21 protein-coding genes are annotated in these 23231 nt (G+C 52.0%); 13 read left to right on the top strand and 8 right to left on the bottom strand.

The window, feature by feature from the left end:
- Window positions 1–220: 220 nt before the first annotated feature.
- The 3 genes from THS27_RS20130 to nspC all read right to left on the bottom strand — a co-directional run bounded on the left by THS27_RS20130 (window position 221) and on the right by nspC (window position 4500).
- Window positions 221–1789 (bottom strand): ATP-binding protein, encoded by a 1569-nt coding sequence (locus THS27_RS20130; RefSeq protein ID WP_085593861.1) that lies wholly within the window; start codon window positions 1787–1789, stop codon window positions 221–223.
- A 315-nt stretch (window positions 1790–2104) separates the two neighbouring features.
- Complete coding sequence (locus THS27_RS20125; RefSeq protein WP_085593860.1) at window positions 2105–3352, bottom strand: saccharopine dehydrogenase family protein; 1248 nt, start codon at window positions 3350–3352, stop codon at window positions 2105–2107.
- Window positions 3353–3402: 50 nt separating this feature from the next.
- A complete protein-coding gene (gene nspC / locus THS27_RS20120) occupies window positions 3403–4500 on the bottom strand; it encodes a carboxynorspermidine decarboxylase (RefSeq protein WP_085593859.1) in 1098 nt (365 codons plus the stop codon).
- Window positions 4501–5033: 533 nt separating this feature from the next.
- Here nspC and THS27_RS20115 point away from each other — a divergent pair.
- The 4 genes from THS27_RS20115 to THS27_RS20100 all read left to right on the top strand — a co-directional run bounded on the left by THS27_RS20115 (window position 5034) and on the right by THS27_RS20100 (window position 8541).
- Entirely contained in the window at window positions 5034–5507 is a 474-nt protein-coding gene (locus THS27_RS20115) for a nuclear transport factor 2 family protein (protein WP_085593858.1), read from the top strand.
- A 14-nt stretch (window positions 5508–5521) separates the two neighbouring features.
- Window positions 5522–6085, top strand: coding sequence for a TetR/AcrR family transcriptional regulator (locus THS27_RS20110; RefSeq protein WP_085593857.1), 564 nt, complete (start codon window positions 5522–5524; stop codon window positions 6083–6085).
- Between the two features lie 245 nt (window positions 6086–6330).
- Window positions 6331–7824, top strand: coding sequence for a hypothetical protein (locus tag THS27_RS20105; protein ID WP_139835681.1), 1494 nt, complete (start codon window positions 6331–6333; stop codon window positions 7822–7824).
- Between the two features lie 231 nt (window positions 7825–8055).
- Complete coding sequence (locus THS27_RS20100; RefSeq protein WP_085593855.1) at window positions 8056–8541, top strand: VOC family protein; 486 nt, start codon at window positions 8056–8058, stop codon at window positions 8539–8541.
- A 15-nt stretch (window positions 8542–8556) separates the two neighbouring features.
- On the opposite strand, the gene THS27_RS20095 is transcribed toward THS27_RS20100, so the two are convergent.
- Window positions 8557–9594, bottom strand: coding sequence for a LacI family DNA-binding transcriptional regulator (locus THS27_RS20095; RefSeq protein ID WP_085593854.1), 1038 nt, complete (start codon window positions 9592–9594; stop codon window positions 8557–8559).
- Window positions 9595–9791: 197 nt separating this feature from the next.
- Between THS27_RS20095 and THS27_RS20090 the strand changes: the two genes are divergently transcribed.
- The 9 genes from THS27_RS20090 to THS27_RS20050 all read left to right on the top strand — a co-directional run bounded on the left by THS27_RS20090 (window position 9792) and on the right by THS27_RS20050 (window position 19060).
- Window positions 9792–11033 (top strand): ABC transporter substrate-binding protein, encoded by a 1242-nt coding sequence (locus THS27_RS20090; protein ID WP_085593853.1) that lies wholly within the window; start codon window positions 9792–9794, stop codon window positions 11031–11033.
- An 86-nt stretch (window positions 11034–11119) separates the two neighbouring features.
- On the top strand, window positions 11120–12004 hold the full coding sequence (locus THS27_RS20085) for a carbohydrate ABC transporter permease (RefSeq protein ID WP_085593852.1): 885 nt from the start codon (window positions 11120–11122) through the stop codon (window positions 12002–12004).
- Window positions 12005–12015: 11 nt separating this feature from the next.
- On the top strand, window positions 12016–12909 hold the full coding sequence (locus THS27_RS20080) for a carbohydrate ABC transporter permease (protein ID WP_139835680.1): 894 nt from the start codon (window positions 12016–12018) through the stop codon (window positions 12907–12909).
- 5 nt (window positions 12910–12914) lie between these two features.
- Complete coding sequence (locus tag THS27_RS20075) at window positions 12915–14000, top strand: ABC transporter ATP-binding protein (RefSeq protein WP_139835679.1); 1086 nt, start codon at window positions 12915–12917, stop codon at window positions 13998–14000.
- 39 nt (window positions 14001–14039) lie between these two features.
- Entirely contained in the window at window positions 14040–14786 is a 747-nt protein-coding gene (locus THS27_RS20070) for a sugar phosphate isomerase/epimerase (protein WP_085593850.1), read from the top strand.
- A gap of 12 nt (window positions 14787–14798) precedes the next feature.
- Window positions 14799–15947, top strand: coding sequence for a Gfo/Idh/MocA family protein (locus THS27_RS20065; RefSeq protein ID WP_085593849.1), 1149 nt, complete (start codon window positions 14799–14801; stop codon window positions 15945–15947).
- 47 nt (window positions 15948–15994) lie between these two features.
- Window positions 15995–17053, top strand: coding sequence for a sugar phosphate isomerase/epimerase (locus THS27_RS20060; RefSeq protein ID WP_085593848.1), 1059 nt, complete (start codon window positions 15995–15997; stop codon window positions 17051–17053).
- A gap of 73 nt (window positions 17054–17126) precedes the next feature.
- A complete protein-coding gene (locus tag THS27_RS20055; RefSeq protein ID WP_085593847.1) occupies window positions 17127–18290 on the top strand; it encodes a Gfo/Idh/MocA family protein in 1164 nt (387 codons plus the stop codon).
- Between the two features lie 203 nt (window positions 18291–18493).
- Complete coding sequence (locus THS27_RS20050) at window positions 18494–19060, top strand: cysteine hydrolase family protein (protein WP_085593846.1); 567 nt, start codon at window positions 18494–18496, stop codon at window positions 19058–19060.
- Between the two features lie 150 nt (window positions 19061–19210).
- Here THS27_RS20050 and THS27_RS20045 read toward each other — a convergent pair whose 3' ends face one another.
- The 4 genes from THS27_RS20045 to THS27_RS20030 all read right to left on the bottom strand — a co-directional run bounded on the left by THS27_RS20045 (window position 19211) and on the right by THS27_RS20030 (window position 22970).
- Window positions 19211–20404, bottom strand: a complete 1194-nt coding sequence (locus THS27_RS20045) for a sulfotransferase (RefSeq protein ID WP_085593845.1) — start codon at window positions 20402–20404, stop codon at window positions 19211–19213.
- Window positions 20401–21150 (bottom strand): hypothetical protein, encoded by a 750-nt coding sequence (locus tag THS27_RS20040; RefSeq protein WP_085593844.1) that lies wholly within the window; start codon window positions 21148–21150, stop codon window positions 20401–20403. Before THS27_RS20040 ends, THS27_RS20045 begins: the two co-directional genes overlap by 4 nt.
- 159 nt (window positions 21151–21309) lie before the next feature.
- Window positions 21310–21585, bottom strand: a complete 276-nt coding sequence (locus tag THS27_RS20035) for a hypothetical protein (protein ID WP_085593843.1) — start codon at window positions 21583–21585, stop codon at window positions 21310–21312.
- Window positions 21582–22970 (bottom strand): arylsulfotransferase family protein, encoded by a 1389-nt coding sequence (locus THS27_RS20030; protein WP_085593842.1) that lies wholly within the window; start codon window positions 22968–22970, stop codon window positions 21582–21584. Before THS27_RS20030 ends, THS27_RS20035 begins: the two co-directional genes overlap by 4 nt.
- Window positions 22971–23231 lie beyond the last annotated feature (261 nt).

The raw sequence follows: 23231 nt of genomic DNA, 5'->3' as shown, positions 1-23231 counted from the left end.
TTAATGAGTCCTGAGCCTAGTGATTTTTTTTGATTATTTATTTTGACAAAATACGAGGGTGAATGTCACCAAATATCACTGAATTTACTCAGTTTTTATTGTTTATTTCGATCAATTTTTGCTTCACGGGAGTCATAAAATCAAAGTTATCATTTTTATGATTGGCCGTCTTTATGTGGTCGGCCGCTTCTTTAAATTGTCACGTCTGGAGTTGGGTGAATCATCCATCTTTTTGTGTCAATCTGTAGTGAGAATGGGCATCACGGGGTTTACCGCTTGTCATGTAGTCCAATATGCCTCGTCTTTCGAGGGCGGATAGCATATCCCGCGCGGTATGCCACCTAGTGGTGGACAATATTCGAAGTGCATCGCTTACGTTAATTTTTCCATGCTCAATTAGGTAATTAACGATCTTGCGTTCGTCCGGTGTTAAACTGAACGCTACGGCCTCTCCTAGCGCCTTATATGCATCACTGTCGAGAGAGTTGCTGCGATCCTTAACATTATTTCTTAGAGTGCAGATTACGCAGAGATTATCGGATTGTTTTTGCTTGAATTCTGGCGGTGGTAGGTTTGCCGCTGACATCTCAGCGACCATTCTTCTCGTTCCTTCACTTATGCACCTGACTTCGCCAAATTCTCTCAGACTCCTCATAACAAAAGGATTTCTTGGCCGGTGAGTGCCTACAATTGTCGCGGGAGTGATTTGCGGCATGAAACCACCGGGGCTTTCGACTTCTATGCGGTCGTCAAACATACGGACAAATATTGGAGCATTTCTGATGTTGAATGAGCGATGTACGCAAGCATTCACAATCATTTCATACCAAGCGTCGCGAGGGTATTCTGAGACAGTAAAGAATTTACCGTTTCGAAACTCAGTAAATTCTCTTACATTTGCTTCGATCAGCTCCGCAGCTCCCCGTATTACTTCAACAATTGTGCCTGAGATTAAACGGTCTTTTACAACGTTATAGTGTTGTCCTGAGAGGGCCTCTTTTCCTTCATAACGCAGAAAGTGAACAACAAGCCCGGGAAACACAGTGACTGGATCTTTGGCGAAAAGTAGGGCACACGCGTTATTGCACACGAATGTTCCTGAACGCTCACGCCCTAAGTGATAATTTTTTAGAATATCTTCTCTGGAATACTGAAGGTCTGTCGAAATGTTCTCTGTTACGAGTTTGGTAAATCTTGCGATTGCGTTTTCGTCAAAATCGTCAGGATAAACCAAACCACATGGCTCTTGCTCAAAAGAGCGTTCACCTTTGTCTATTCTGATTTCTTGCTTTTTTTGATCTAACAGCCGTTTGCATTCATCTCCAAGGCGTTCGTAAGCCTCGCCATTTGATAGTTCAACTAATTTACCTTCAACATATCGTATTCGAGCGAGGATAATAAAATCATTCTGCCCGGAACTATTAACGGCGGGAACTCTTTTTGTTTCAAATCTACCATCAGGACAGTGGTTTTCCCCTAGGCGCTCCAAATCTGACAATCGGTCCTGAGTTAAATGAGCGCACCCAGATATGGTTCCATCTTCCTCTATGCCTATGGCGAGGACACCGCCATCTACATTTGGACCATTTCCAAATCCTGACAAATACTTAGCCAGTTCTTTGGGCTGGGCTTTTGCTGATTTTCGATCAAATCGGTGATCTTCCGTCAAACGAGTAATCAGCGAAACGTCGTTGCTGTCGTATATTTGATCAGGGGAGTATAGGGCCTCGATTGGAGGTTTCTCCAAGAGATCCAAAAGCGAAAACTGCTGACTGTCATTTTGGGGCATTTATCTACTCGACGCTTACTCGACGCTAACCTGACAACTTAGGTGCAAGTTAGATCATGAGGTGTTCGGGGATGATAGAACCATGCATGACCATGCAACGATCTGTATCTTTAATACCATTAGCAGAGTGGCGGTTGTGATGGAATTCAATTCCCTATTGTGACTCTGCAGTTTACTCAATCTAGCCGATGATAGATGACGTTTGTGCTCATTGCTCGTGGAAAATTTAGGCTCGGGTTAAGTTTCCGTTTTAAGGCAAAAAACGGCGGAACATGTCCGCCGTTTTGAGTGGGTTTGCTGCATTGATTGCAGATATCAGCCTGCGAAATCCAGATCGCGGTCGCCATTGGCATCCTTGATACGGGTCGGAAGACCCATCTGGTTTAGCAGGTGCAAAAACGGTTTGGCCGGAAGGTCTTCGATATTGGCCATTTTTTTGACATCCCAGTCGCCCGATGCAATCAGCATGGCAGCCGCAACCGGCGGAACGCCAGCGGTATAGGAAATGCCCTGGCTGCCGACTTCTTCATAGGCGTCCTTGTGGTCGGCAACGTTGTAAATCAGAACCTCGGTTTCCTTGCCGTCCTTTTTACCCTTCACCAGATCCCCAATGCAGGTTTTACCGGTATAATCGGGTGCCAGCGAACTGGGGTCCGGCAGGCAGGCCTTTACAACCTTAAGCGGGATTACTTCCTGCCCTTCGGCTGTTACCACCGGCTGTTCAGACAGCAGGCCGATATTGTTAAGAACCGTAAAGACGTTGACGTAATGGTCGCCAAAACCCATCCAGAAACGGACATTGGGTACATTCAGGTTCTGTGACAGGGAATGAACCTCGTCATGGCCGGTCATGAAGGTTTGGCTTTCGCCAACCACTGGCATGTCCCAGATTTTCTTGATCTCGAACATCTTGTTCGATTGCCATTTGGAATCCTGCCACGAATAAACCGTGCCGGTAAATTCACGGAAATTGATTTCCGGGTCAAAATTGGTGGCAAAATATTTGCCGTGGCTGCCGGCATTAATGTCGATGATGTCGATGGATTCAATTTCATCGAAATAGTCTTCGACCGCCAGTTTGGCATAGGCATTAACGACGCCCGGGTCAAAGCCGGCACCCAGAATGGCGGTGACACCGGCTTTTTCGCATTCTTCGCGGCGTTTCCATTCATAATTGGCGTACCAGGGCGGCGTTTCGCAAATCTTGTCCTGCTCTTCATGGATGGCAGTATCAAGATAGGCGGCACCGGTGGCGATGCAGGCCGACATAACCGGCATGTTAATAAAGGGCGAACCGACATTGAGAACGATTTCGCAACCGGTTTCCCGGATCAATGCCGCGGTGGCATCAATATCGGTTGCGTCAAGTGCATGGCCCGCAAGAACGCCGTCCACATTTTTCAGGTTTTTCTTGGCGTGGATCGTATCAATGATCGCCTGGCATTTCGCAGCGGTGCGCGAAGCAATATGGATATCGCCAAGCACGTCGTTGTGTTGTGCGCATTTGTGTGCCACGACCTGGGCCACGCCACCAGCACCGATGATGAGAACGTTTTTCTTCATTTCAGGCCAAAAACTCCCTTTTTTGAATAGGTGAAATCCAAATAATCAGCCTATGACAGGCTGGAAACATAGTCTTCAAAGCCAAATTCCCGAACAAGGCGTTCGGTTCCGTCAAGTTCGCGAATGGCGATAGAGGGCATGCCAACCCCGTTAAACCAGTTCTTCTTGACCATCGTATAGCCAGCAGCATCCTGAATGGAAATGCGGTCGCCGACCTTGATTTCGTTTTCAAAGCGAAACTCGCCAAACACATCGCCCGCCAGGCAGGACTTGCCACAAATCATAACTTCATGATCGCCAGTGTTGGGGGTTACTTTCGCATTTTCGCGGTAAATCAGCAAATCGAGCATGTGGGCCTCGATCGAGCTGTCGACGATGGCAAGGTTTTTGCCATTATACAGCGTATCCAGCACGCTGACTTCCAGCGTTGTACTTTGCGTGATCGAGGCTTCGCCCGGTTCGAGATAAACCTGCACGCCAAATTTTTCGGAAAATTCCTTGAGACGGGCGCAAAATTTATCCAGCGGGTAGTTTTCGCCGGTAAAATGAATGCCGCCGCCCAGGCTGACCCATTCAACACGTGACAGCAAACTGCCAAATTTGGTTTCGATGTCGGCCAGCATCTGGTCGAACAAATCGAAATCGCTATTTTCGCAGTTATTGTGGATCATGAAGCCCGATATTTTATCCATCACCGCTTCAACCCTGGTGACATCCCATTCGCCCAAACGCGAAAACGGGCGTGCCGGGTCGGCCAGATCAAAGCTGGATGAACTGACCATCGGGTTCAGGCGCAAGCCGCGCACAATGCCCGATGCCTGATCGGCAAAGCGGTTTAACTGGCTGATGGAATTGAAAATGATCTTATCCGCATTGTCGATGACTTCGGCAATTTCATCATCGCCATAGGCAACGCTATAGGCGTGGGTTTCCTTGCCGAATTTTTCCCGACCCAGTTTAACCTCGAACAGGGACGAAGACGTCGTGCCATCCATATAATCGGCCATGAAATCAAATACCGACCAGGTGGCAAAACATTTAAGCGCCAACAACGCCTTTGCGCCGGAATGTTCGCGCACATAGGCGATCTTTTCCATATTGCGCAGCAGTTTTGATTTATCGATCAGATAATAGGGCGTGTGCAGCATCGTCTTCTCGTTCCTTGACCGAAGGCCCTGTTTTCAGGGACCGAAAATACACTATGGAAAACGTCCGTCGACCGGCAAACGTTCCCACTCAGCTTTGGTGTTCTGTCCCGGTTTGCGCCAACGGATATAACACCGTCAATACGCGGGCACTTTTTGCCAGGGGCGTAGGCGCCGCGACCCAATAGCAGCGGGGCGCGTGGTGGTCAACACTATGACCACGTTGTGAACGCATATGACAATGCCGGTTAAACATGCCCGGATCGTGACAGTCTGCGCGACATCCCGTTAATCGATTGATTCCATGTAGGTATCAGGGGTGAAAAATAACAGGTTTCGGTTTGATGAAACTTCGGTGCCCCGCGGGAAAAGACAGGTTTGTTTCCGGTAAAAAGACAAACGCCCCTATCGCGAAAGGGATCACGGGACTGTGATGCACGGAAAAATACGGCCCGATTGACGGTGTTCAAATTTTATTGTACCAAATGGATAACACTTTACTGATCGGTACAATAAAATTGAAAAAGGAATACACCATGTCTGAATTACGCCAGCCTTTGCCGCCCTTTACCCGCGAAACCGCCATTCAAAAAGTACGCCTTGCCGAAGATGGCTGGAACAGCCGCGACCCAAAGCGGGTATCGCTTGCGTATACCGTTGATAGCGAATGGCGAAACCGGGCCGAATTTGCCAGGGGGCGCGACGAAATCATTGCGTTTCTGACCCGCAAGTGGAACCGGGAACTGGAATATCGCCTGATCAAGGAATTGTGGGCCCATGACGCCAACCGTATTGCGGTACGCTTTGCCTATGAATACCGCGATGATGCCGGGAACTGGTATCGTGCCTATGGCAATGAAAACTGGGAATTTGCCGAAAATGGCCAGATGCAGCGTCGCTATGCCTGTATTAATGATATGCCGATAAAGGAAGAAGACCGTAAATTCTTCTGGGATCGATCCGGGCCACGCCCCGCCGACCATGCCAGCCTGTCTGAACTGGGATTATAGGATACTGTAATACGATGCCGAAAATTGTCGCAGAGCGCTCCGATGTCCTGCCTGTTCTCGCCGAGATTTTTCGCGAGTACGGGTTTGAAGGGGCCAGCTTGTCCCTGATCGGGAAACAAACCGGTTTGGGTAAAGGCAGCCTTTATCATTTTTTTCCCGGTGGGAAAGAACAGATGGCCACCGAAGTGCTGGGCGAAATTGACGGCTGGTTCGAAGAGCGGGTGTATCGCCCGCTGCGCGAAAATAACGACCCCGCACAGGCGATGCGCGATATGTGCGTTTCTGTGCGGGATTATTTTCATTCCGGGCGGCGGGTGTGCCTGATTGGGGCCTTCGCCCTTGACCATGTGCGCGACCGGTTTGCCGCCCCCATTCGCGATTATTTTGCCATTTGGCACCAGTCGCTGGCGGCGGCACTGGCGCGTTCCGGGCAGAATGCCAAATTGGCATCCGATATGGCTGAAGACGCCATTTTATCCATTCAGGGGGCGCTGGTGCTTGCCCGGGCCCTTGATGATATTCAGGTTTTTGACCGGGCAATGACCCGCATTGAAACCCGGCTGACATCACTGCCCTAAACAGCACCGTTGCATTGAGTCGTGGCGAGCCGTTGCAATGACGGTTTCTTTGGTGCGGCATTACGGGGCATCTGCGCCAGCCCCTGTAACAACAGTGTTTTCACATTCCCTTATTCTACTTTTAATTGATTATGTATTCTTAATTTTGTTCTTTTGATATAGTTTACAGATGGGAAATATGTGGGGTTGATCTGATAAGTCGCCATAAAAACCGGCGGCACGTGAGAGAGTTTTTATGGGGATAAATGATGAAAACAATCACAATAGTGCGCGCGCGCCGATTGATGGCCGCCACTGCAATGATGATGGGCGTGTCCGGGGCCGCCCATGCCAGCAACATGTTGCCGCCAGATGCAGCAAATGCCTGCCCGATTAGTAAAACCACCATTGCGGGCTGGTTTGCCAGTGGCGCAATTACGGCCAATGGTGTGGTGTCGCCGGCTGATAGCACGGCTTTTCCCACCAATAACACCAATTGCGACTTTTATGCCTGGTCGGCGCAAATGTTTTTGTGGCTGACATCGCCCGTACAACTGGCCACCGAAAATAACACCCTTGCCAGCACGTTTGTCTTTGACGGGGCCGGTTTTTACGATGTGTCACCGGCTAATGCCGCAGGCCAGCGCATATTTTTACCCAACACATCGGCGCTGGATAATTTCGCCATTCGAATCAACAAAACCGATGACAGCCTGCCAACCCGAATTGGCGAAACCGGGCAGGCCGGCGGGGGTGGTGTGCTGATTTCGCAGGCCGGATCGCTGGTTTATTACGGTATCCATGCCAATAATGTGTATGCCGAGTTTTTAACCGGTCAAAAAGCCGGGAAAATTGCCCAGGACCAGTTTCCCACGACGGCAGCAGACCTTGAGGAAATTGACGATTACGCCACGAAAAAACTGGCCGACGGCGACGCCCTGACGATTGAATTAAAAACATCCTGGATTGATGCCGCAACGTTAACTGATCCTGAAAACTATATTCAGGTACAGGCCGCAGTACCGAAATATGACCGTACCAGCCCTTCACAATGGACATTGGCCGGAAACGAGCTAAAGACCCTTGCCCTGGTAGGGATGCATGTTGTCGGTTCGGTTCAGGGGCACCCGGAAATGATATGGGCGACGTTTGAACACCAGAACAATTCACCCAACGGGACGTATTATTACGACCGGAACGGGGCGGTGAAAGTTCCCTTTGATCCAGCCTCAACCGGATACTCCTTTTACAATTCAACTGCGACGGCCGCATCCTATAACCAGGAAAATGCGCACGTTAATGGCAGTGGAAATATCGTATCGACCAATGGCCTGCCGATCGGGCCAACCGCAGTGGTGCGAACAAACCCGTGGGGCAATGCCGGGGATGATGCCGCATCGGCCGAAGAAAATACCAACATCATTTCCACCAATAACAACGTCATTTCGGCATTGGCCGCGGGTGATATCCGGGCCAATTATGTTCAGGCCGGGGCCGTCTGGACGAAAGGCGGGGTTATTCCGCAAATGTCCGAACTTGACCCGAACGGTACTGTGACGATCACGAACCCCGAAGAAGTTGGGTCTGTCCGTTTGAGCAACAGCACGATGGAAACGTATTTTCAGGGGGCTGGTAATGGCAGTTGTTTTCTGTGCCACAATGGCGGCAGCAAACCGGCACCCGATGCCAGCTTTGGCGAGGATAATTTAAGCCACATCTATTTCAATATCATCCCGCTTGGCGGGGCGGGCAAGCCATAATGCCCCGGGTATAATGCACGATGTTTAGAAAAAAGGGGATACTGCCAGCATGGGGGTATCCCCTTTTGCGCCGGTGGCCTTATTCGTTTTATTCGGGGGCTTGTGAGGCCATAAATTTAAACCGATATGAAATAACAGGTTCAAAATTATGCCCTAATAGCAGGGCATAAGTACATAAACGGGATAATCCCGGTTTTGATCTGATGGTGTAACCAAGGCAAGGAGGCACATATGCCACCCGCAGTGTTTAGCGTCGATCACATGGCTTTTCCCACCCGCGATCTTGCCGCGACGGATGACTTTTATTCGCGGGTATTAAAAGCGAAGCTGGTTCATGCCGAAAGTGGCTATAGTCCGGCATGGAAAAGCGATTATTTGCGAATAACCTTTGCCTTGCCAGATGGCACGCAAATTTCATTTTTTGACTGGCCTGCTGATTTGGGCCCCTATGCCGATGATCCTGACATGCCCGATGATGTTTTTCATATCGGGTTGCGGTGTGATGTGCCGCGCGATGTTATTGCCTGGCAGAACCATTTATTCGCGCAAAAAGTGGTTTACCATAACGAAGACGACGGTACGTCGCGCCGGTTGTATTTTCGCGATCCCAACGGGATTCGTTTTGAAATTTTTGCCGCTGAAACCCGGCATCCCCGCAGCGATAGCGAAATTGATGCCCGTGCCGTTTATGATGAATGGCGCAGTATCCGTGTATGACGGGGGTGTCATCCCCTAGCGGTTGCTGAAGGGGGCGGTACTGCCACGAGATATAAGTTCCAGTTCAAACGCCATTTCGGGCAGGGGCGGGGCATCGGCATCACGAATTTTGTGGATCAGGGCACGGGCCGCGGCCTCGCCAATGCGGCGGCGTGGCTGGTGAATTGTGCTAAGTGCAGGGATACTGTGGGCGGCAAACTCCACGTCATCAAACCCGACAATCGACAGGTCTTGGGGCACCTTTATACCGTTTTGGTTTAATTCAGAAATCAGTCCGAAGGCCATTTCATCACTGGCGCAGAACAGGGCCGTCGGGCGTTCCTCCTGGTTAAGCGAAAGCCAGTGCTGTGCTGCTTGCACGCCGCTTTCAATGGTGAAATCCCCTTGTATTTTCCAGTCATCGGGGCAGCCCAGACCATGCTTTTGCAAGGACTGCAAAAAGCCGGTTACGCGGTCACGGGACAGCACATTATTTGGCGGCCCTGCCACATGGCCGATTTTGCGGTGCCCCAGTGCCACCAGGTGATCTGTTGCCATCATTGCCCCGGCGATGTTGTCGATGTGAAAAGCAGCTGTTTTGCTGCCGGGTATCCATTCGCAGGCAAAGACCATGGCCGGTTTTCGGCCGTTTTGGCGATCAAAGAACGATTGCGGAATATTGCCATCCAGAACGATGGCCCCGTCAATGCGGCTGATGTTGAACAGGTTGCCAAACGCTGCTTCATCAATCGGGGGAAACTGGGAATCAGCGATCAGAATGCTGAAACCTTCTTTTGAGGCGATGGTTTCAATCCCCTTTAACACCCGCGAAAAAAAGCTGTTTGCCAGATTCGGAAGCAACACAAGAATGGTGCCAGTGCCGCCCCGGCGCAGGTTTCGTGCGCTTTGGTTGATGGTGTATCCCGATTTTTCAATGGCTTGCAGAACGGCATCGCGTGTTTTTTCCGATACCCTGTCAGGAAAGGACAGCGCCCTGCTAACGGTTGCAGTCGAGACATTTGCCATTTTGGCAACATCTTGAATTCGGGGAAGATTTCCCTTCTTGGCTTTCATCTTGCCCTGTGTTCCCCCCGAAATTCATCGTCTTTAAGTTGAAAAAATCTTGACAGTCCAATGCAATCGCGTCAACGATTGTGTAATCGATTACATAAACGCCGGATGAGCTAATATCAATAATGTAATCGATTACAAAAATAAATGGAATTGTTCCGCGTCCTACAGGCTGGCAATTCCGTCATCGGGAGGAAAAAATGAAAACGTCAAGAATTGCACTTTTTGCGTCTGCGCTGATGTGTTCGACGGCATTTTCGGCCCAGGCTGCCGAACTGGAAGTGATTCACTGGTGGACATCGGGTGGCGAACAGGCGGCTGTTTCGTTGCTGGCAAAGGAATTTGACGCCAACGGCCAGGATAGCTGGCGGGATTCGGCCATTGCCGGCGGGGAACAGGCCCGCGCGGTTGTCATGCAACGCATTTTAGGGGGCGATGCTCCGCAAGCGGCACAATTTAATAATTCCCGCCAGTTCGAGGAATTGGCCGAGGCCGATTTGTTGCTGGATTTATCGGACCTTGCCAAAAAAGAAAAATGGCGTGATGTCGTGCGCCCGAAAAGCATTTTGGATCCCTGTGAAATTGACGGGAAAATTTATTGTGTACCGGTCAATATTCATTCGGACCAATGGTTGTGGACCAACAAGGCCATTTACAAGGAAGTTGGGCTGGAAGAACCCCAAAGCTGGCAGGATGTTATCGATCAGGCCGGGAAAATACGTGATGCCGGTTATATCCCGCTGGCCGTCGGCGGGCAGGGATGGCAGGAAGACCTGACCTTTGACGATGTTTTCATGGGGGTTGGCGGCAAGGAACTTTGGAACAAGGTTTACGTTGATCGCGATGAAGATGCCGCCAAAAGCCCCGAAGTTGCCAAGGTTTTTGAGACCTATGGCAAATTGCGGGATCTGACAGATGAAGGATCGGCCGGGCGGAACTGGAATGATACGACAAGCCTTGTGATCAACGGCAAGGCTGCGGTTCAGGCAATGGGCGATTGGGCGCGCGGCGAATTTGTGCTGGCAGGCAAAAAAGCCGAGGTTGATTATGGGTGCGTACCTGGTCCCTCCAGGCATCCGGTACTGACGACTGGCGGGGATATTTTTATTTTCCCCAAACAGGATGACCCGGAAGTTGAGGCCGCCCAGCTTCGTCTGGCATCGATGTTACTAAGCCCGGATGTGCAGGTGAAATTCAATACAGCTAAGGGATCTTCCCCGGTGCGCGGCGATGTGAATATGGCATCGGCCGATCCCTGCATGCAAAAAGGGCTGGCATTGTTGAACGACGATGAAAACATCGCCCTTCCCAAAAATGCCATTCTGTCATCGGACACCGATGGACGCATCCAGGATCTGGTTAGTCAGTTCTGGAATACACCCTCCATGACGGTGGCAGATGTGCAGGACCAGTTTGCCGCTATCTTACAGGACGGCAGCTAAGCGCATCAAAGTGTGGTTTGAACGGTACTGAACCGCCAGGCCACACTTTTCATCTGACATTATGGTTTTGGAGATCAGGATTTGCCATGAAACGCAAAACCCGGATGTGGTCCAACTTGTCTGCAAAGATCGCCAGTGTACCGATGCTGGTAACAGCGATTGGTGTTTTTGTTCTTTGCGTTGTGTATTCGATTGCGCTGTCTTTTACGCGCTCGCGCTATTTTCCGAAATTCGATTTTATCGGCTTTGACCAATATGTCCGCCTGTGGACGACAGATCGCTGGACGGTATCGGTTTCCAATCTTTTGATTTTTGGGCTTCTGTTTGTCGGGTTTTGTTTGTTACTGGGCTTTTTGCTGGCTGTGATGCTGGACCGCAACATTCGTATGGAAGGCGTTTTTCGCACCACTTTTCTTTATCCTTATGCGCTGTCCTTTGTTGTGACCGGTTTGATCTGGCAATGGATGATGGACCCGGCGCTGGGCATTCAAAATGTGGTGCGCAACATGGGCTGGGAAAGTTTCAGCTTTGCCCCGCTCACCAGCACAACATATGCCATCTACGGGGTCGTCATCGCCGCTGTCTGGCAGGGAACCGGCCTGATTATGTGCCTGATGCTGGCGGGTTTGCGCGGTGTTGACCGCGAAATTTGGAAAGCCGCCCGTGTCGACGGTATCCCGCTGTGGCGGACCTATATTTTTATCATTATCCCCATGATCCGTCCGGTCATTGTGACATCGGTTGTGTTGCTGTCGATCAGCGTGGTGCGGGTTTATGACCTGGTTGTTGCGCAAACGGGCGGTGGACCGGGCATTGCAACAGAAGTTCCTGCCAAATTCGTGATCGATCACTTTACCGAACGCGGCAATGTCGCCATCGCGATGGCGGCGGCAACCATGATGCTGTTGCCCGTGCTGCTGCTGGTTGGCCCGTGGGTTTACAACGAATATGTGCGCCGCGTGCGTGCCTAGGAGAGGGAATTATGACACAGACAAACCCTGCTGTGGCGCGCGGCAGAAAACCCAAAAAAATGTCACCGGCGCGTTATGGCCTTTACGGATTGCTGGTGATTTCAGCGACTTTTTTCCTCACGCCACTATATGTCATGATCGTTACATCCTTGAAGCCGCTGGAGGAAGTGCGGTTGGGGCGGTTGTTTTCATTGCCAGCGGATATAACCTTTGATGCCTGGATTAAAGCCTGGAGCACGGCCTGCACCGGTGTGACCTGTGCGGGGATCAGCCCCGGTTTTGTCAATTCCGTGCAAATCACCGTCGTCAGTGTTTTGATTTCGGTCTTGCTGGGCGCGGTTAACGGTTATGCCCTGTCATTCTGGCGCTATCGCGGGGCGAATGTGCTGTTTGGTATTCTGGTCATGGGGGCTTTCGTTCCGTTTCAGGCGGTGATTTACCCGCTGATTGTGTTTCAGCGCGAAATTGGCATTTTCGGCTCGCTCGCCGGGATCGTGATGGTGCATTGCATTTTCGGGATGCCAATTATCACGCTGATTTTCCGTAATTATTTTTCCTCGCTTCCCGAAGAACTGTTTAAGGCCGCGCGCATTGACGGGGCCGGTTTCTGGCAGATCTTTTTGCGCATCATGATGCCCATGGCTGTGCCGATCACGGCCGTTGCCGTGATTTTGCAAACGACGGGCATCTGGAACGATTATTTGCTGGGCCTGGTTTTTGGCGGGCGCGACAACCAGCCAATGACGGTGCAGCTAAATAACATCGTCACGACCTCGTACGGGGTGCGTGAATACAACGTCAATATGGCTGCAACCATCCTGACGGCCGCTGTGCCGCTGGTGATTTATTTTCTGTCCGGCAGGTTCTTTGTTCAGGGCATCGCCGCAGGCGCAGTAAAGGGATAATGGCAATGACGAATGGTGTTTCGATACGCGATCTTTCGCTGAGCTTTGGCAGCCTGTCGGTGATTGATACCCTGAATATCGACATCCAGGAGGGCGAATTTCTGGTTCTTTTGGGGCCGTCGGGCTGTGGCAAATCAACCTTGCTCAACGTAATTGCCGGGCTTTTGGAGGCAACCGACGGCGAGGTTTGGATTTCCGGGCGTAATGTAACCTGGGAGGAACCCAAGGACCGGGGCATTGGCATGGTTTTTCAATCCTATGCCCTTTACCCGCAAATGACGGTGGAGAAAAACCTGTCGTTCGGTCTTCAGGTTTCGGGCATGGCCAAACCCGAAATTTCCAAACGTGTGGCCCGTGCGGCCGAGGTGTTGCAAATTGAACCCCTGTTAAAGCGGCGCCCTGGTGCCCTTTCTGGCGGGCAGCGCCAGCGCGTGGCAATTGGCCGAGCACTTGTCCGCGATGTCGATGTGTTTTTGTTTGACGAACCTTTGTCAAACCTGGATGCAAAGTTGCGCGCCGAATTGCGGGTGGAAATAAAACGCCTGCATCAAAAACTTTCCAACACCATGATTTACGTCACCCATGACCAGATCGAAGCCATGACGCTCGCGGACCGTATCGCGATCATGAAAGGCGGGGTGTTACAGCAACTTGATACTCCCCAAACAATCTATAGCCGCCCGGCCAATCGGTTTGTGGCCGGTTTTATCGGCTCGCCCGGCATGAACTTTTTAAATGCCGAACTTGAAGCCGGTGCTGACCCTGCTTTCAAAGTTGGCGCCTCGCGCATTCCCGCTGCGGGTTATTCCTTTGATGGACTGGGGCTTGTTGCCGGGCCGGTTACATTCGGGGTGCGGCCCGAACATGTTGCCGCAGGCGAGCAGGCCGAAAAACTGCCTTTTGTTACCGATGTGCCAATCGAAGTGATCGAACCGATGGGGGCCGATACCCTGGTCTGGTCCCGGTTCGAGGGGCAGGAATTTACCTTTCGGATTGATTCCGAACATACCTATCGGGTTGGCGATCAGGTGCGTATTGGCTTCGACCCGGCGCGGGCATCGGTTTTTGATGCCAGCGGCAACCGTCTTTAAGTTTTCCCAAAATCATCCCGTTACCGAGGAGACGTAGTAATGACTGTATCCTTCCAGCTTTATAGTGCCCGAAATTTTCAGCCGTGGGCCGATGTGCTGAAAATGATTTCCGGTGTGGGTTATAAAAACGTTGAAGGTTTTGGCGGGGTCTATGAGGACCCAAAGGCTTTTCGGGCCTTGATGGATCAGAACGGGCTGGCGATGCCATCTGGCCATTTTGCCATGGATATGCTGGAAAATGATTTTTCCACAGCCGTTTCGATTGCCAAAGACCTGGGCGTTGAAACCATTATTTGCCCCTTTTTAATGCCGGATGACCGCCCCGGCGATAGTGCAGGCTGGGTGGATTTCGCCCATCGCCTTGTTGCTGTTGGCGATAAATGCAAGGACGCCGGTTTTCGCTTTGCCTGGCATAACCATGATTTCGAGTTCAAGGCCCTGCCCGACGGGCAGGTGCCACAGGAAATTATTCTGGAAAATGCCCCGAATATTGGCTGGGAAATGGATGTGGCGTGGGTTGTGCGCGGGGGCGCTGACCCGTTTGCCTGGATCGAACGTTTCGGGCCGCGTATCTGGATTGCCCACGTTAAGGATATTGCCCCGGAAGGTGATTGCAAGGACGAAGACGGCTGGGCCGACCTGGGCGAAGGTGTAATGAAATGGGACGAACTGCTGGCAGGTTTAAAATCCCGCGGTCAGACAGCGTTGTTTGTGATGGAGCATGACAAACCATCGGACGCGCACCGTTTTGCCAGCCGGTCTTTTCAGAATTTCAAAAAGCTTTAAGGAGTGCGTACTATGACCCGGACCCTAGGTGTCGGAATAATCGGCTGTGGCAATATTTCGCAGTCCTATTTAACCCAGGCGCCGCGTTTTCGCGGGATAGAGATCCGCGCCTGTGCCGATTTGAACCAGAATGCAGCCCGCCAGCGCGCCGAAGAATTTGGCGTGCGGGCTGAAACAGTTGATGGGCTGCTTGGCAGCAGTGACATCGATATCATTTTAAATTTAACCATCCCCGCCGCCCATTTCGAAGTATCGCGCCAGTCGCTTGACGCAGGAAAGCATGTGTATTCGGAAAAGCCCTTTGTGCTTGATGTGGCGCAAGGGCAGGAACTTGCGCGCATGGCAAAGGCGCGGGGCCTTCGGGTTGGTTCGGCACCGGATACCTTTTTGGGCGGGTCCCATCAATTTGCACGTCATCTGGTAGATCAGGGAATTGTCGGCAATATCGTGGGCGGAACGTGCCATGTCATGAGCCACGGGATGGAACACTGGCACCCCAACCCGGATTTCTTTTTCAAGCCGGGCGGCGGCCCGATTTTGGACCTGGGGCCTTATTACATTACCAATCTGGTACAACTGATTGGGCCGGTAAAGCGGGTTGCTGCAATTTCGTCCACGCCGACACCGGAACGTATCATTACCAGCGAACCCCGGTCCGGGGAAAAAATTACGGTAGAAACCCCCACCACCATTCATGCGGTACTGGAATTTGCCAGCGGGGCCGTTGTGACACTGGGGGCAAGTTGGGACGTTTGGAAAAACGGCCATGCCCCAATGGAACTTTACGGCGACAAGGGAACCTTGCTGGTGCCTGATCCCAACTTTTTTGCAGGCAATGTTTCGCATAGCGAAAAAAGTGGCGATTTTGTTGCTGGACCGGTGGATTGGGATCATCCCTTTGGCATTGCAAACCGCGATTTGCCAGATGGCCGCAAAGTGGCCGATTATCGCACCGCGGGTTTGGCGGACATGGCAATTGGCATTGTCGAAGACCGCGAAAATCGTTGCGGGCTGGATGTTGCCTTGCACGTTATCGATGTCATGACATCGATTTTACGCTCGGGTGAGACAGGCAGTTTTATAACTTTGGGAACAACATGTAACCGACCGGCAGCTTTGGGGCCGGATGCGGCACGCGCACTGTTGCTTGATGCCGGTTAAAACAGCGTTCTTTCCTTGAAATACATATGAATAATAAAGGAGGTCCCATGTCGCGGACAATGAAAGGACCAGCCCTGTTTCTTGCCCAATTTGCGGGCGACGAAGCCCCTTTTAACACCCTTGAAAATATTGCCAGATGGGCGGGGGATCTGGGCTATGAAGGTGTGCAGATACCAAGCTGGGACAGTCGTTTGATTGACCTGGAACGTGCTGCCACCAGCAAGGATTATTGTGACGAGATTAAAGGCGTTCTGGCACAAGCGGGGGTATCTTTAACGGAAATTGGCACCCATTTGCATGGGCAACTGGTTGCGGTCCACCCTGCTTATGATGCCCTGTTTGACGGTTTTGCCGATCCATCGGTACATAATAATCCCAAGGCACGGCAGGAATGGGCAGTCCGCCAGATTGAACTGGCGATCCAGGCGTCGGCCAATCTTGGCTTGACCCAAATGGGGTCCTTTACCGGATCATTGGCGTGGCCCTATCTTTATCCGTTTCCACAACGCCCGGCGGGGTTGATCGAGGCTGCATTTGACGAGCTTGCCAAACGCTGGCGGCCGTTGCTTGATAAAGCCGATGCGGCGGGGGTGAATATTTGTTATGAAATCCACCCCGGTGAAGACGTGTTTGATGGCGCGACGTTCGAGATGTTTTTAGACCGGCTGAACGGCCATCAACGCTGTAACATTCTGTATGATCCCAGCCATTTTCAGCTTCAGCAGCTTGATTACCTTGATTTTATCGACATTTACGCCGACCGCATTAAAATGTTTCATGTCAAGGATGCCGAGTTTAACCCGACGGGGCGCCAGGGCGTTTATTCGGGCTATCAGGGCTGGGTTGGCCGGGCCGGGCGGTTTCGCTCGCTCGGCGACGGGCAGATCGATTTTGGTGCCATTTTTTCCAAACTGACAGCCCTTGATTTTGACGGCTGGGCCGTGCTGGAATGGGAATGCGCGTTAAAACATCCCGAAGACGGGGCACGTGAAGGGGCTGACTTTATTCGCGATCATATCATTCGTGTGACTGAACATGCGTTTGATGACTTTGCCGGTAGCGGTGCAGATGATGCGACAAACCGGCGTCTGCTGGGCCTGTCGTAACGGTGGTAGATTATAAGAATTGATGCAGGATGTTGCAGGCAGCAGCACCGCAAACAATAACAAGGAGAGAAACATGGCTGGAACCACGAGCGATTATCCTGCCCCGCCACGTCGGATCCGGCTGGGAATGGTTGGTGGCGGGCAAGGGGCCTTTATCGGTGCGGTGCATCGGTTGGCGGCGCGGATGGATAACCGTTATGATCTGGTTGCCGGGGCTTTGTCGTCGAAACCTGATATCGCCCGGGCATCGGCGGCGGAATGCTATATTGCGCCGGATCGCGCCTATGTTGATTTTCGGGAAATGGCGATGCGCGAAGCCGAACGCGAAGACGGCATTGAAGCCTGCGCCATTGTCACCCCCAATAACCTGCATTTTCCCGCTGCAATGGCGATGCTGGATGCCGGTATTCACGTTATTTGTGACAAACCCCTGTGTATGAGTGTGGCCGAGGGTGAAGAACTGGCCGCAAAAATAAAGGAAACCGGCCTGTTATTTGCGCTGACGCACAATTACACCGCATACCCGATGGTGCGCGAAGCCCGCGATATGGTGCGGGGTGGCAAGTTGGGCAATATCCGGCTGGTGCAGGTGGAATACCCGCAGGGCTGGCTGGCAACACCGGTTGAAAACAAACAGGCCAACTGGCGGGCAGACCCGGCAAAGGCCGGGCCGGGCGGCGCGCTGGGCGATATTGGGACCCATGCTCATAACCTGGCCGATTTCGTCACCGGGCTGGAAATTTCCGAATTATGCGCGGATTTGTCGAGCATGGTTGAAGGACGGTTGCTGGACGATAACGTGCAAATTTTGCTGCGTTATAAAAACGGTGCGCGCGGCATGTTATGGGCAAGCCAGGTTGCCGTTGGCCACGAAAACGGCCTTAAATTGCGGGTTTACGGCGATAAAGGGTCTATCGAATGGGCGCAGGAACATCCCAATCATATGCATTTTCGCCCGCTTAATGCTCAGCCGCGTTTAATGACGCGCGGTGGGCCGGGTAATAGTGCGGCGGGGGGCCGCGTGCGTGTGCCTTCTGGTCATGCAGAGGGGTATCTTGAAGGGTTTGCCACCCTTTACACCGATTTCGCCGATCAGCTTTCTGCCCGTATTGAAGGGCATATCCCCAATGTTGAAGCCGGACTGGTGCCCGGCATTGCCGAAGGGGTGAATGGCATGCGCTTTATTGAAGCGGTTGTTTCATCATCCGAACGCGGGGCAAGCTGGACCAGCCTTTAGGGGATGGCACCTGCTAAATGGCAGATATGCAAGGCGGTCCCGGCTGGGGCCGCCTTTTTTTATGTGTAACATGTGGTCATTTTTACTTAATATATTGAAAAATGTATTATTTGATACATTTTGGTGTTTGCGCAAAAAGGTGATCTGTCTATGATCATGCGCCCGATGGCGGGTAGCTGTTTTCCTTGTTAAAGGTTTATTCAATGAGCACGGCACTTTTGATTATTGATGTTCAAAATGCGGTACTGATCGATGATGCGCTTGTTATGTCAGACGCGCGCCGCGAACAGATTAATGCGGTGTTTGATCAAACCGTTGACCGGTTGCGTGTCTTGCAGGAAAAGGCCCGTGCCGAAGGTGTTGCCGTGATAATCGTGCAACATGATGGTGGTGCGGGGGATCTTTTGGAACGGGGCACGCGCGGATGGGAAATTCGTGCGGAACTGGCACCACAAGACGGCGATATCGTTGTTGAAAAGAAAAACGCTGATTCGTTTTTTAATACCACGCTTGGCGATGTTTTATCGGCCCGCGGAATTACCCGTTTGGTGACGGGTGGTTGCATGACCCAATATTGCGTTGATACCACCATTCGCCGTGCGATATCGCTGGGATATGATGTAACCCTGATTGGTGACGGGCATACAACGACCGATAGCCAGAGCCTGAAATTTGAAGATATTGTGCGCCATCACAATGAAACCCTTAACCATTTTCGCGCCGGAAATGCCTGTGTTCGTGTTGTGAAGTCACAGGATATTACATTTTAACGGGCCGGTAGACGACATGCTTGGGCGCGGTGGTTCTGTCCGCTTTTGAACCTGGGAACATTGGTGGGCAGAAAAATGCCTGCGCGGGGAACCCGGGCGCAGGCATTTGTGATTTGTGCCCCGTTTGGAACCAGGGCAGAGGTTATTTTATTATAGCGAACTGTTAAGGCCCGATGTTTCGGCAGGTTGCTGGTCATCCGCCAGGTTTTCATAGCCAAAGCGGGCTGCTGCGATGCCGGTTAATTCATGGATTGTCGTGATTTCAGCACCGCTGAATTTGGGCCTGTAATAGCTGGGCGCATGGATGGTCGGGGCGACTTCATCAATGATGGCACCGGCATTGTCCATATCGACATGGGCGAACAGGCGTTCAAGCTGGTTGCGCGGGTCGGCAACGAAATCCTCGTAGCGTACGACAAGGGTTGCCGCACGCAATTTGTCGTTGATCGACAGGCGATCAGCAAGAAAATGATGCAGGTTGGCCCAGTATTGGGCCCAGCCTTCCACTTCGCGGCCTTCTTGCCACAGGGCGGAAATCTGGCGGGTAGCGTGGGTGTCGCCAACATTGATCGGGCGGCGGTCCATGCCAAATTCGTAATGGCCAACGCGCTGCATATGCGCCAGTGCGCGTGGGTTGCCTGCTTCACCCTTGCAAAACAGGGTGTGCTGTTTGGCAAGCGATGCAATATGCCAAAGCGGGTCGCGCACCGGCAGCACAAAGCGGGCATCGGGGAACATCGATAGCAGATATTCCATGCGCGTGATCAGGTAGTTGGCCTTAGAGACATAGCGTGACCCGCCGCGAATGGCGATCATTTTACGGATATGGTCGCGATAGAAGTTTTCAAAGGCCGAATTGCTGACCTCGCCACCCAGAACATTGCTGTGATTGGTATCATGCAGATGTTTGAAAAATGCCATCCAGATCACTTCCTCGAAGGCTTCGGGGCTTTCGGGGGTGATATTGATACCGTCGGCATGGGTGCGTTCAACTGCAACCTGCTGGCGGGGTTTTGGGGCGAGGTCGACAAATTTGTTCCATAGATAGGGTGTGAAAACCGGCGGGTAGTCGCGATAACGATGGGTCGCCGATGCCGGGTGTTTTGCCAGGGTTTCCAGCAGGATGGTACTGCCGGATCGTGCCAGCCCGGCAACAAAAACCGGCTTTTCAATTTGGACATCGGCAATCGTATCGGCGGCCATTTTTGTATCGAAGTTACCAAATCCGATCCAGCGGTCCGGGTTATCGGCAATTTGCCCGCTAATCCAGTGATCCCAGCCCGAAACATGAAAAGCGGCACCTTTGGTCGGCGATTTATCGTCGCTATGCGTCATCTTGTTCATTCGATGCGGAATCCTTTTTTTATCGCCACGGAAACCAGAATAAGCATGACAAAGAAGGTCAGCTCCCATCCACGGGCCCAATCGGGACCAACATGGATGATTTCCTGTGCGGGAAGGTCAAAACGGATTTGCTGGATAGGGGTGTTGTCTGGCAAATAGCCAGCCGGGTTGCCGATCAGGGTGTTCCACCATTGGTGATGGCCGATAACCGGTACTGCGGCCTGCAAGGGAACAACAATGTCGGATGTGCCGGTATCGGTGGTGGTGGAAACCCGCACAATCGGGCAGGCGCCACCATTTTGCGACAGGGGGCCTGTGCCGATTTGTTCAACATGCGCATCAGACGGGCTGGCCGAAATGGTGGTGGGGGTGCCGGGCATGGGGCACGTATAGCCATATTGCCCGTCCAGCCATATCAGCAGGGCAAGGGCGGGCAAGGATGCCACAACAGCCGGCACCACAATGACACCAACCAGTTTTAACGAATGTCCCAACTGGGCTTTGGCCAGCCGCATTCCTTCGGCAAAATCCTCGCCATCGTCGTCGGACATGGCCTGACGTGAATTTGCGACGTCGGATTTTACTTTTTTGATCCGGTTTTGCGGCGACAGCAGGGCATACAGCACCATGGAAACAATCGCACACACAACCGACCAGGCAATGATCCGGCCTAACGGGCCTAGTTGATCGGCCAATACGGCATCAAGCCAGTCAAAGGCGGGGGCGGGCCAGTCAAAAATACCCATGGGACTATCCGAATTCCTGTGTTGGCTTTTACCAAATTCCGATGATCAAAATTGACCAACGAGACCCTTGATCGGCGGGCACCTGTCTGTCACGGCGTAAGCCGTGTTGCGCAGTCTTGTCTAATGCTGTCGCCATAAGGGGTCTTATGGCGACAGGGGTTATGACGTGTGCTGGTCAGACTTGGCCGTGTTGGCATGTGCCGTTGTGGTGCCGGCAGCATTTTTACGGCGTTTGTTTCGCAGCATTTTGCGGATCGGCCACATCAGGACAAAGCCAATGGCCACACCAACCGCCGCGATTACGGCCCAAAGCGCGCTGAGCAGGCTAAGCCCGGCACCCGGCCCGACATAAGCCTGGGCTGGCATGGCTGTCAGCAGCGGGGCTAATGCGACGATGGCACCGGTAAGAGTAATATTTTTCAAGGTCAGCTTCATTGGTCTTCTCCTTTCGTGGGGGAAGAAAACAGCGCGGCGCGGTCGTCAGAAATGCGCTCGGCCTGTGAAACGATGGGGATCAGTTTTTCGTCGGCTTTTTCGGGGTTATCGCGGCGGATGGGGTTATAGAACTCCCATACAATTTCGCCATCTTTATTTACCTCGAACAGGCGTCCAGGCGTTGATTCCGTGATCAAAGTGTTGCCATTGGGCAGGCGTTCCTGATCGGATCGGATATCGCTATAGAAATAGTTGTCCTTACTGCCGTCATATTCCCAGGTAATGCCGCCGGTTTTGGGATCAATCTGCAAGACTCGCGACATACCGGCATCGGGGTCGTCAAGCTGGCCCTGGTTATCAAACAGAAGGATATCGCCATTGGGCAGCAGGTCCGGGTCGTGCTGGCCCAGCCATGAACCGCGTGTGGCCCAGACAATCTTTTCCTGGTCCATATCGAGGACGGCGAGAATGCCAAGATCGCGGAAGGACAGCAAAACATCGCCTTCCTTGCCATAAGGGAAATTTTGTGCGGTTTCGGCCGTAATCACCTCGATCGTATTGGTGTGCAGTACGTCGTCCTTGGAATAGTACGGTACAAAATCGATCAGGTGGTCGTAGGGCGAATTAATGATCGCATCGAGGATGGAAACTTTTTTCAGTTCCTTGCCTTCGGGCGATAAAATAACGGCAAAATCGTCCAGCCGGGGTGGCTTTAGCTGGTTGCGATATTGGTAGGTATTGTTGCGAAATTCCTGGGTCAGGGCATAAACCTTGCCATCTTTATCGACGGAAAAGTCATGATGGGCGGTGCCCAGATACCCCCAGACAACGTTGGAATCCTTGTCGATCCGCGCCAGGCCATAACCGTAAGGTGTATCGCCAGCAGCAGTGTATTGCACAATCAGGTCGCCATTGGGCTGCATCTTGGCGGTATGCCAATGCATATATTCGTCTTTCTGCGGGTTCTTGATGGGCGAGCTATCGTTATAAATTTTACTAAAGGGCGTGTTCCATTCATGAACAATGTTGCCCTTCATATCAATCAGGACGGCATGGGGGCCATCGCCGGAGGAATACAGCGTCAGGCCGTTTTCAGCCTTGTTTTCATCATAGATGGTGACGCCTTTTTTGTCGTTGCGCGCGGGTGCCCAAAAATCCAGCCGACCGATATCGTTGTACTGGGTTTCCTTTTCCCACAGGGCAACGCCAGCAGACCACGCATTGCGCAGATATTGCGATGGCGGAACTTCGGCCAGCATAACACCGGCGCCCACGGAAAAGCTGATAGCAGCGATGCCAACGACAAAAACAGCAAAAAAGCCACGATCGCCACCGTCATCCTCGGATGAGGGTGGAGTCTGGTTTTCTTTTTCAGGTGACGGCACGCTTAAAACCTCCGATTTCTTACATGCTTGAAGGGTAATGACGGCGCTGGGCAATATTACGGCTAATCACCGGGTAAATAGGGCTTTTTGGCCGCTTTTTGCCCCCATTTCGCCAAATAGTTTAATTTTTGCGACGTTTTACGCGGGTGTTCTTTTTCATTTGCATTGCATGGAAACAATGCAATTCCCGGATGTTTAATCGACGCCTAAGTTTTTGAAATACGGTAAAAAATATGGTGACATATGCTTATATTGCATTGC

The organism is Thalassospira sp. MCCC 1A01428 (assembly GCF_002115825.1).
Lineage (GTDB): Bacteria > Pseudomonadota > Alphaproteobacteria > Rhodospirillales > Thalassospiraceae > Thalassospira.
This window is presented reverse-complemented; position numbering and strand designations above follow the sequence as displayed.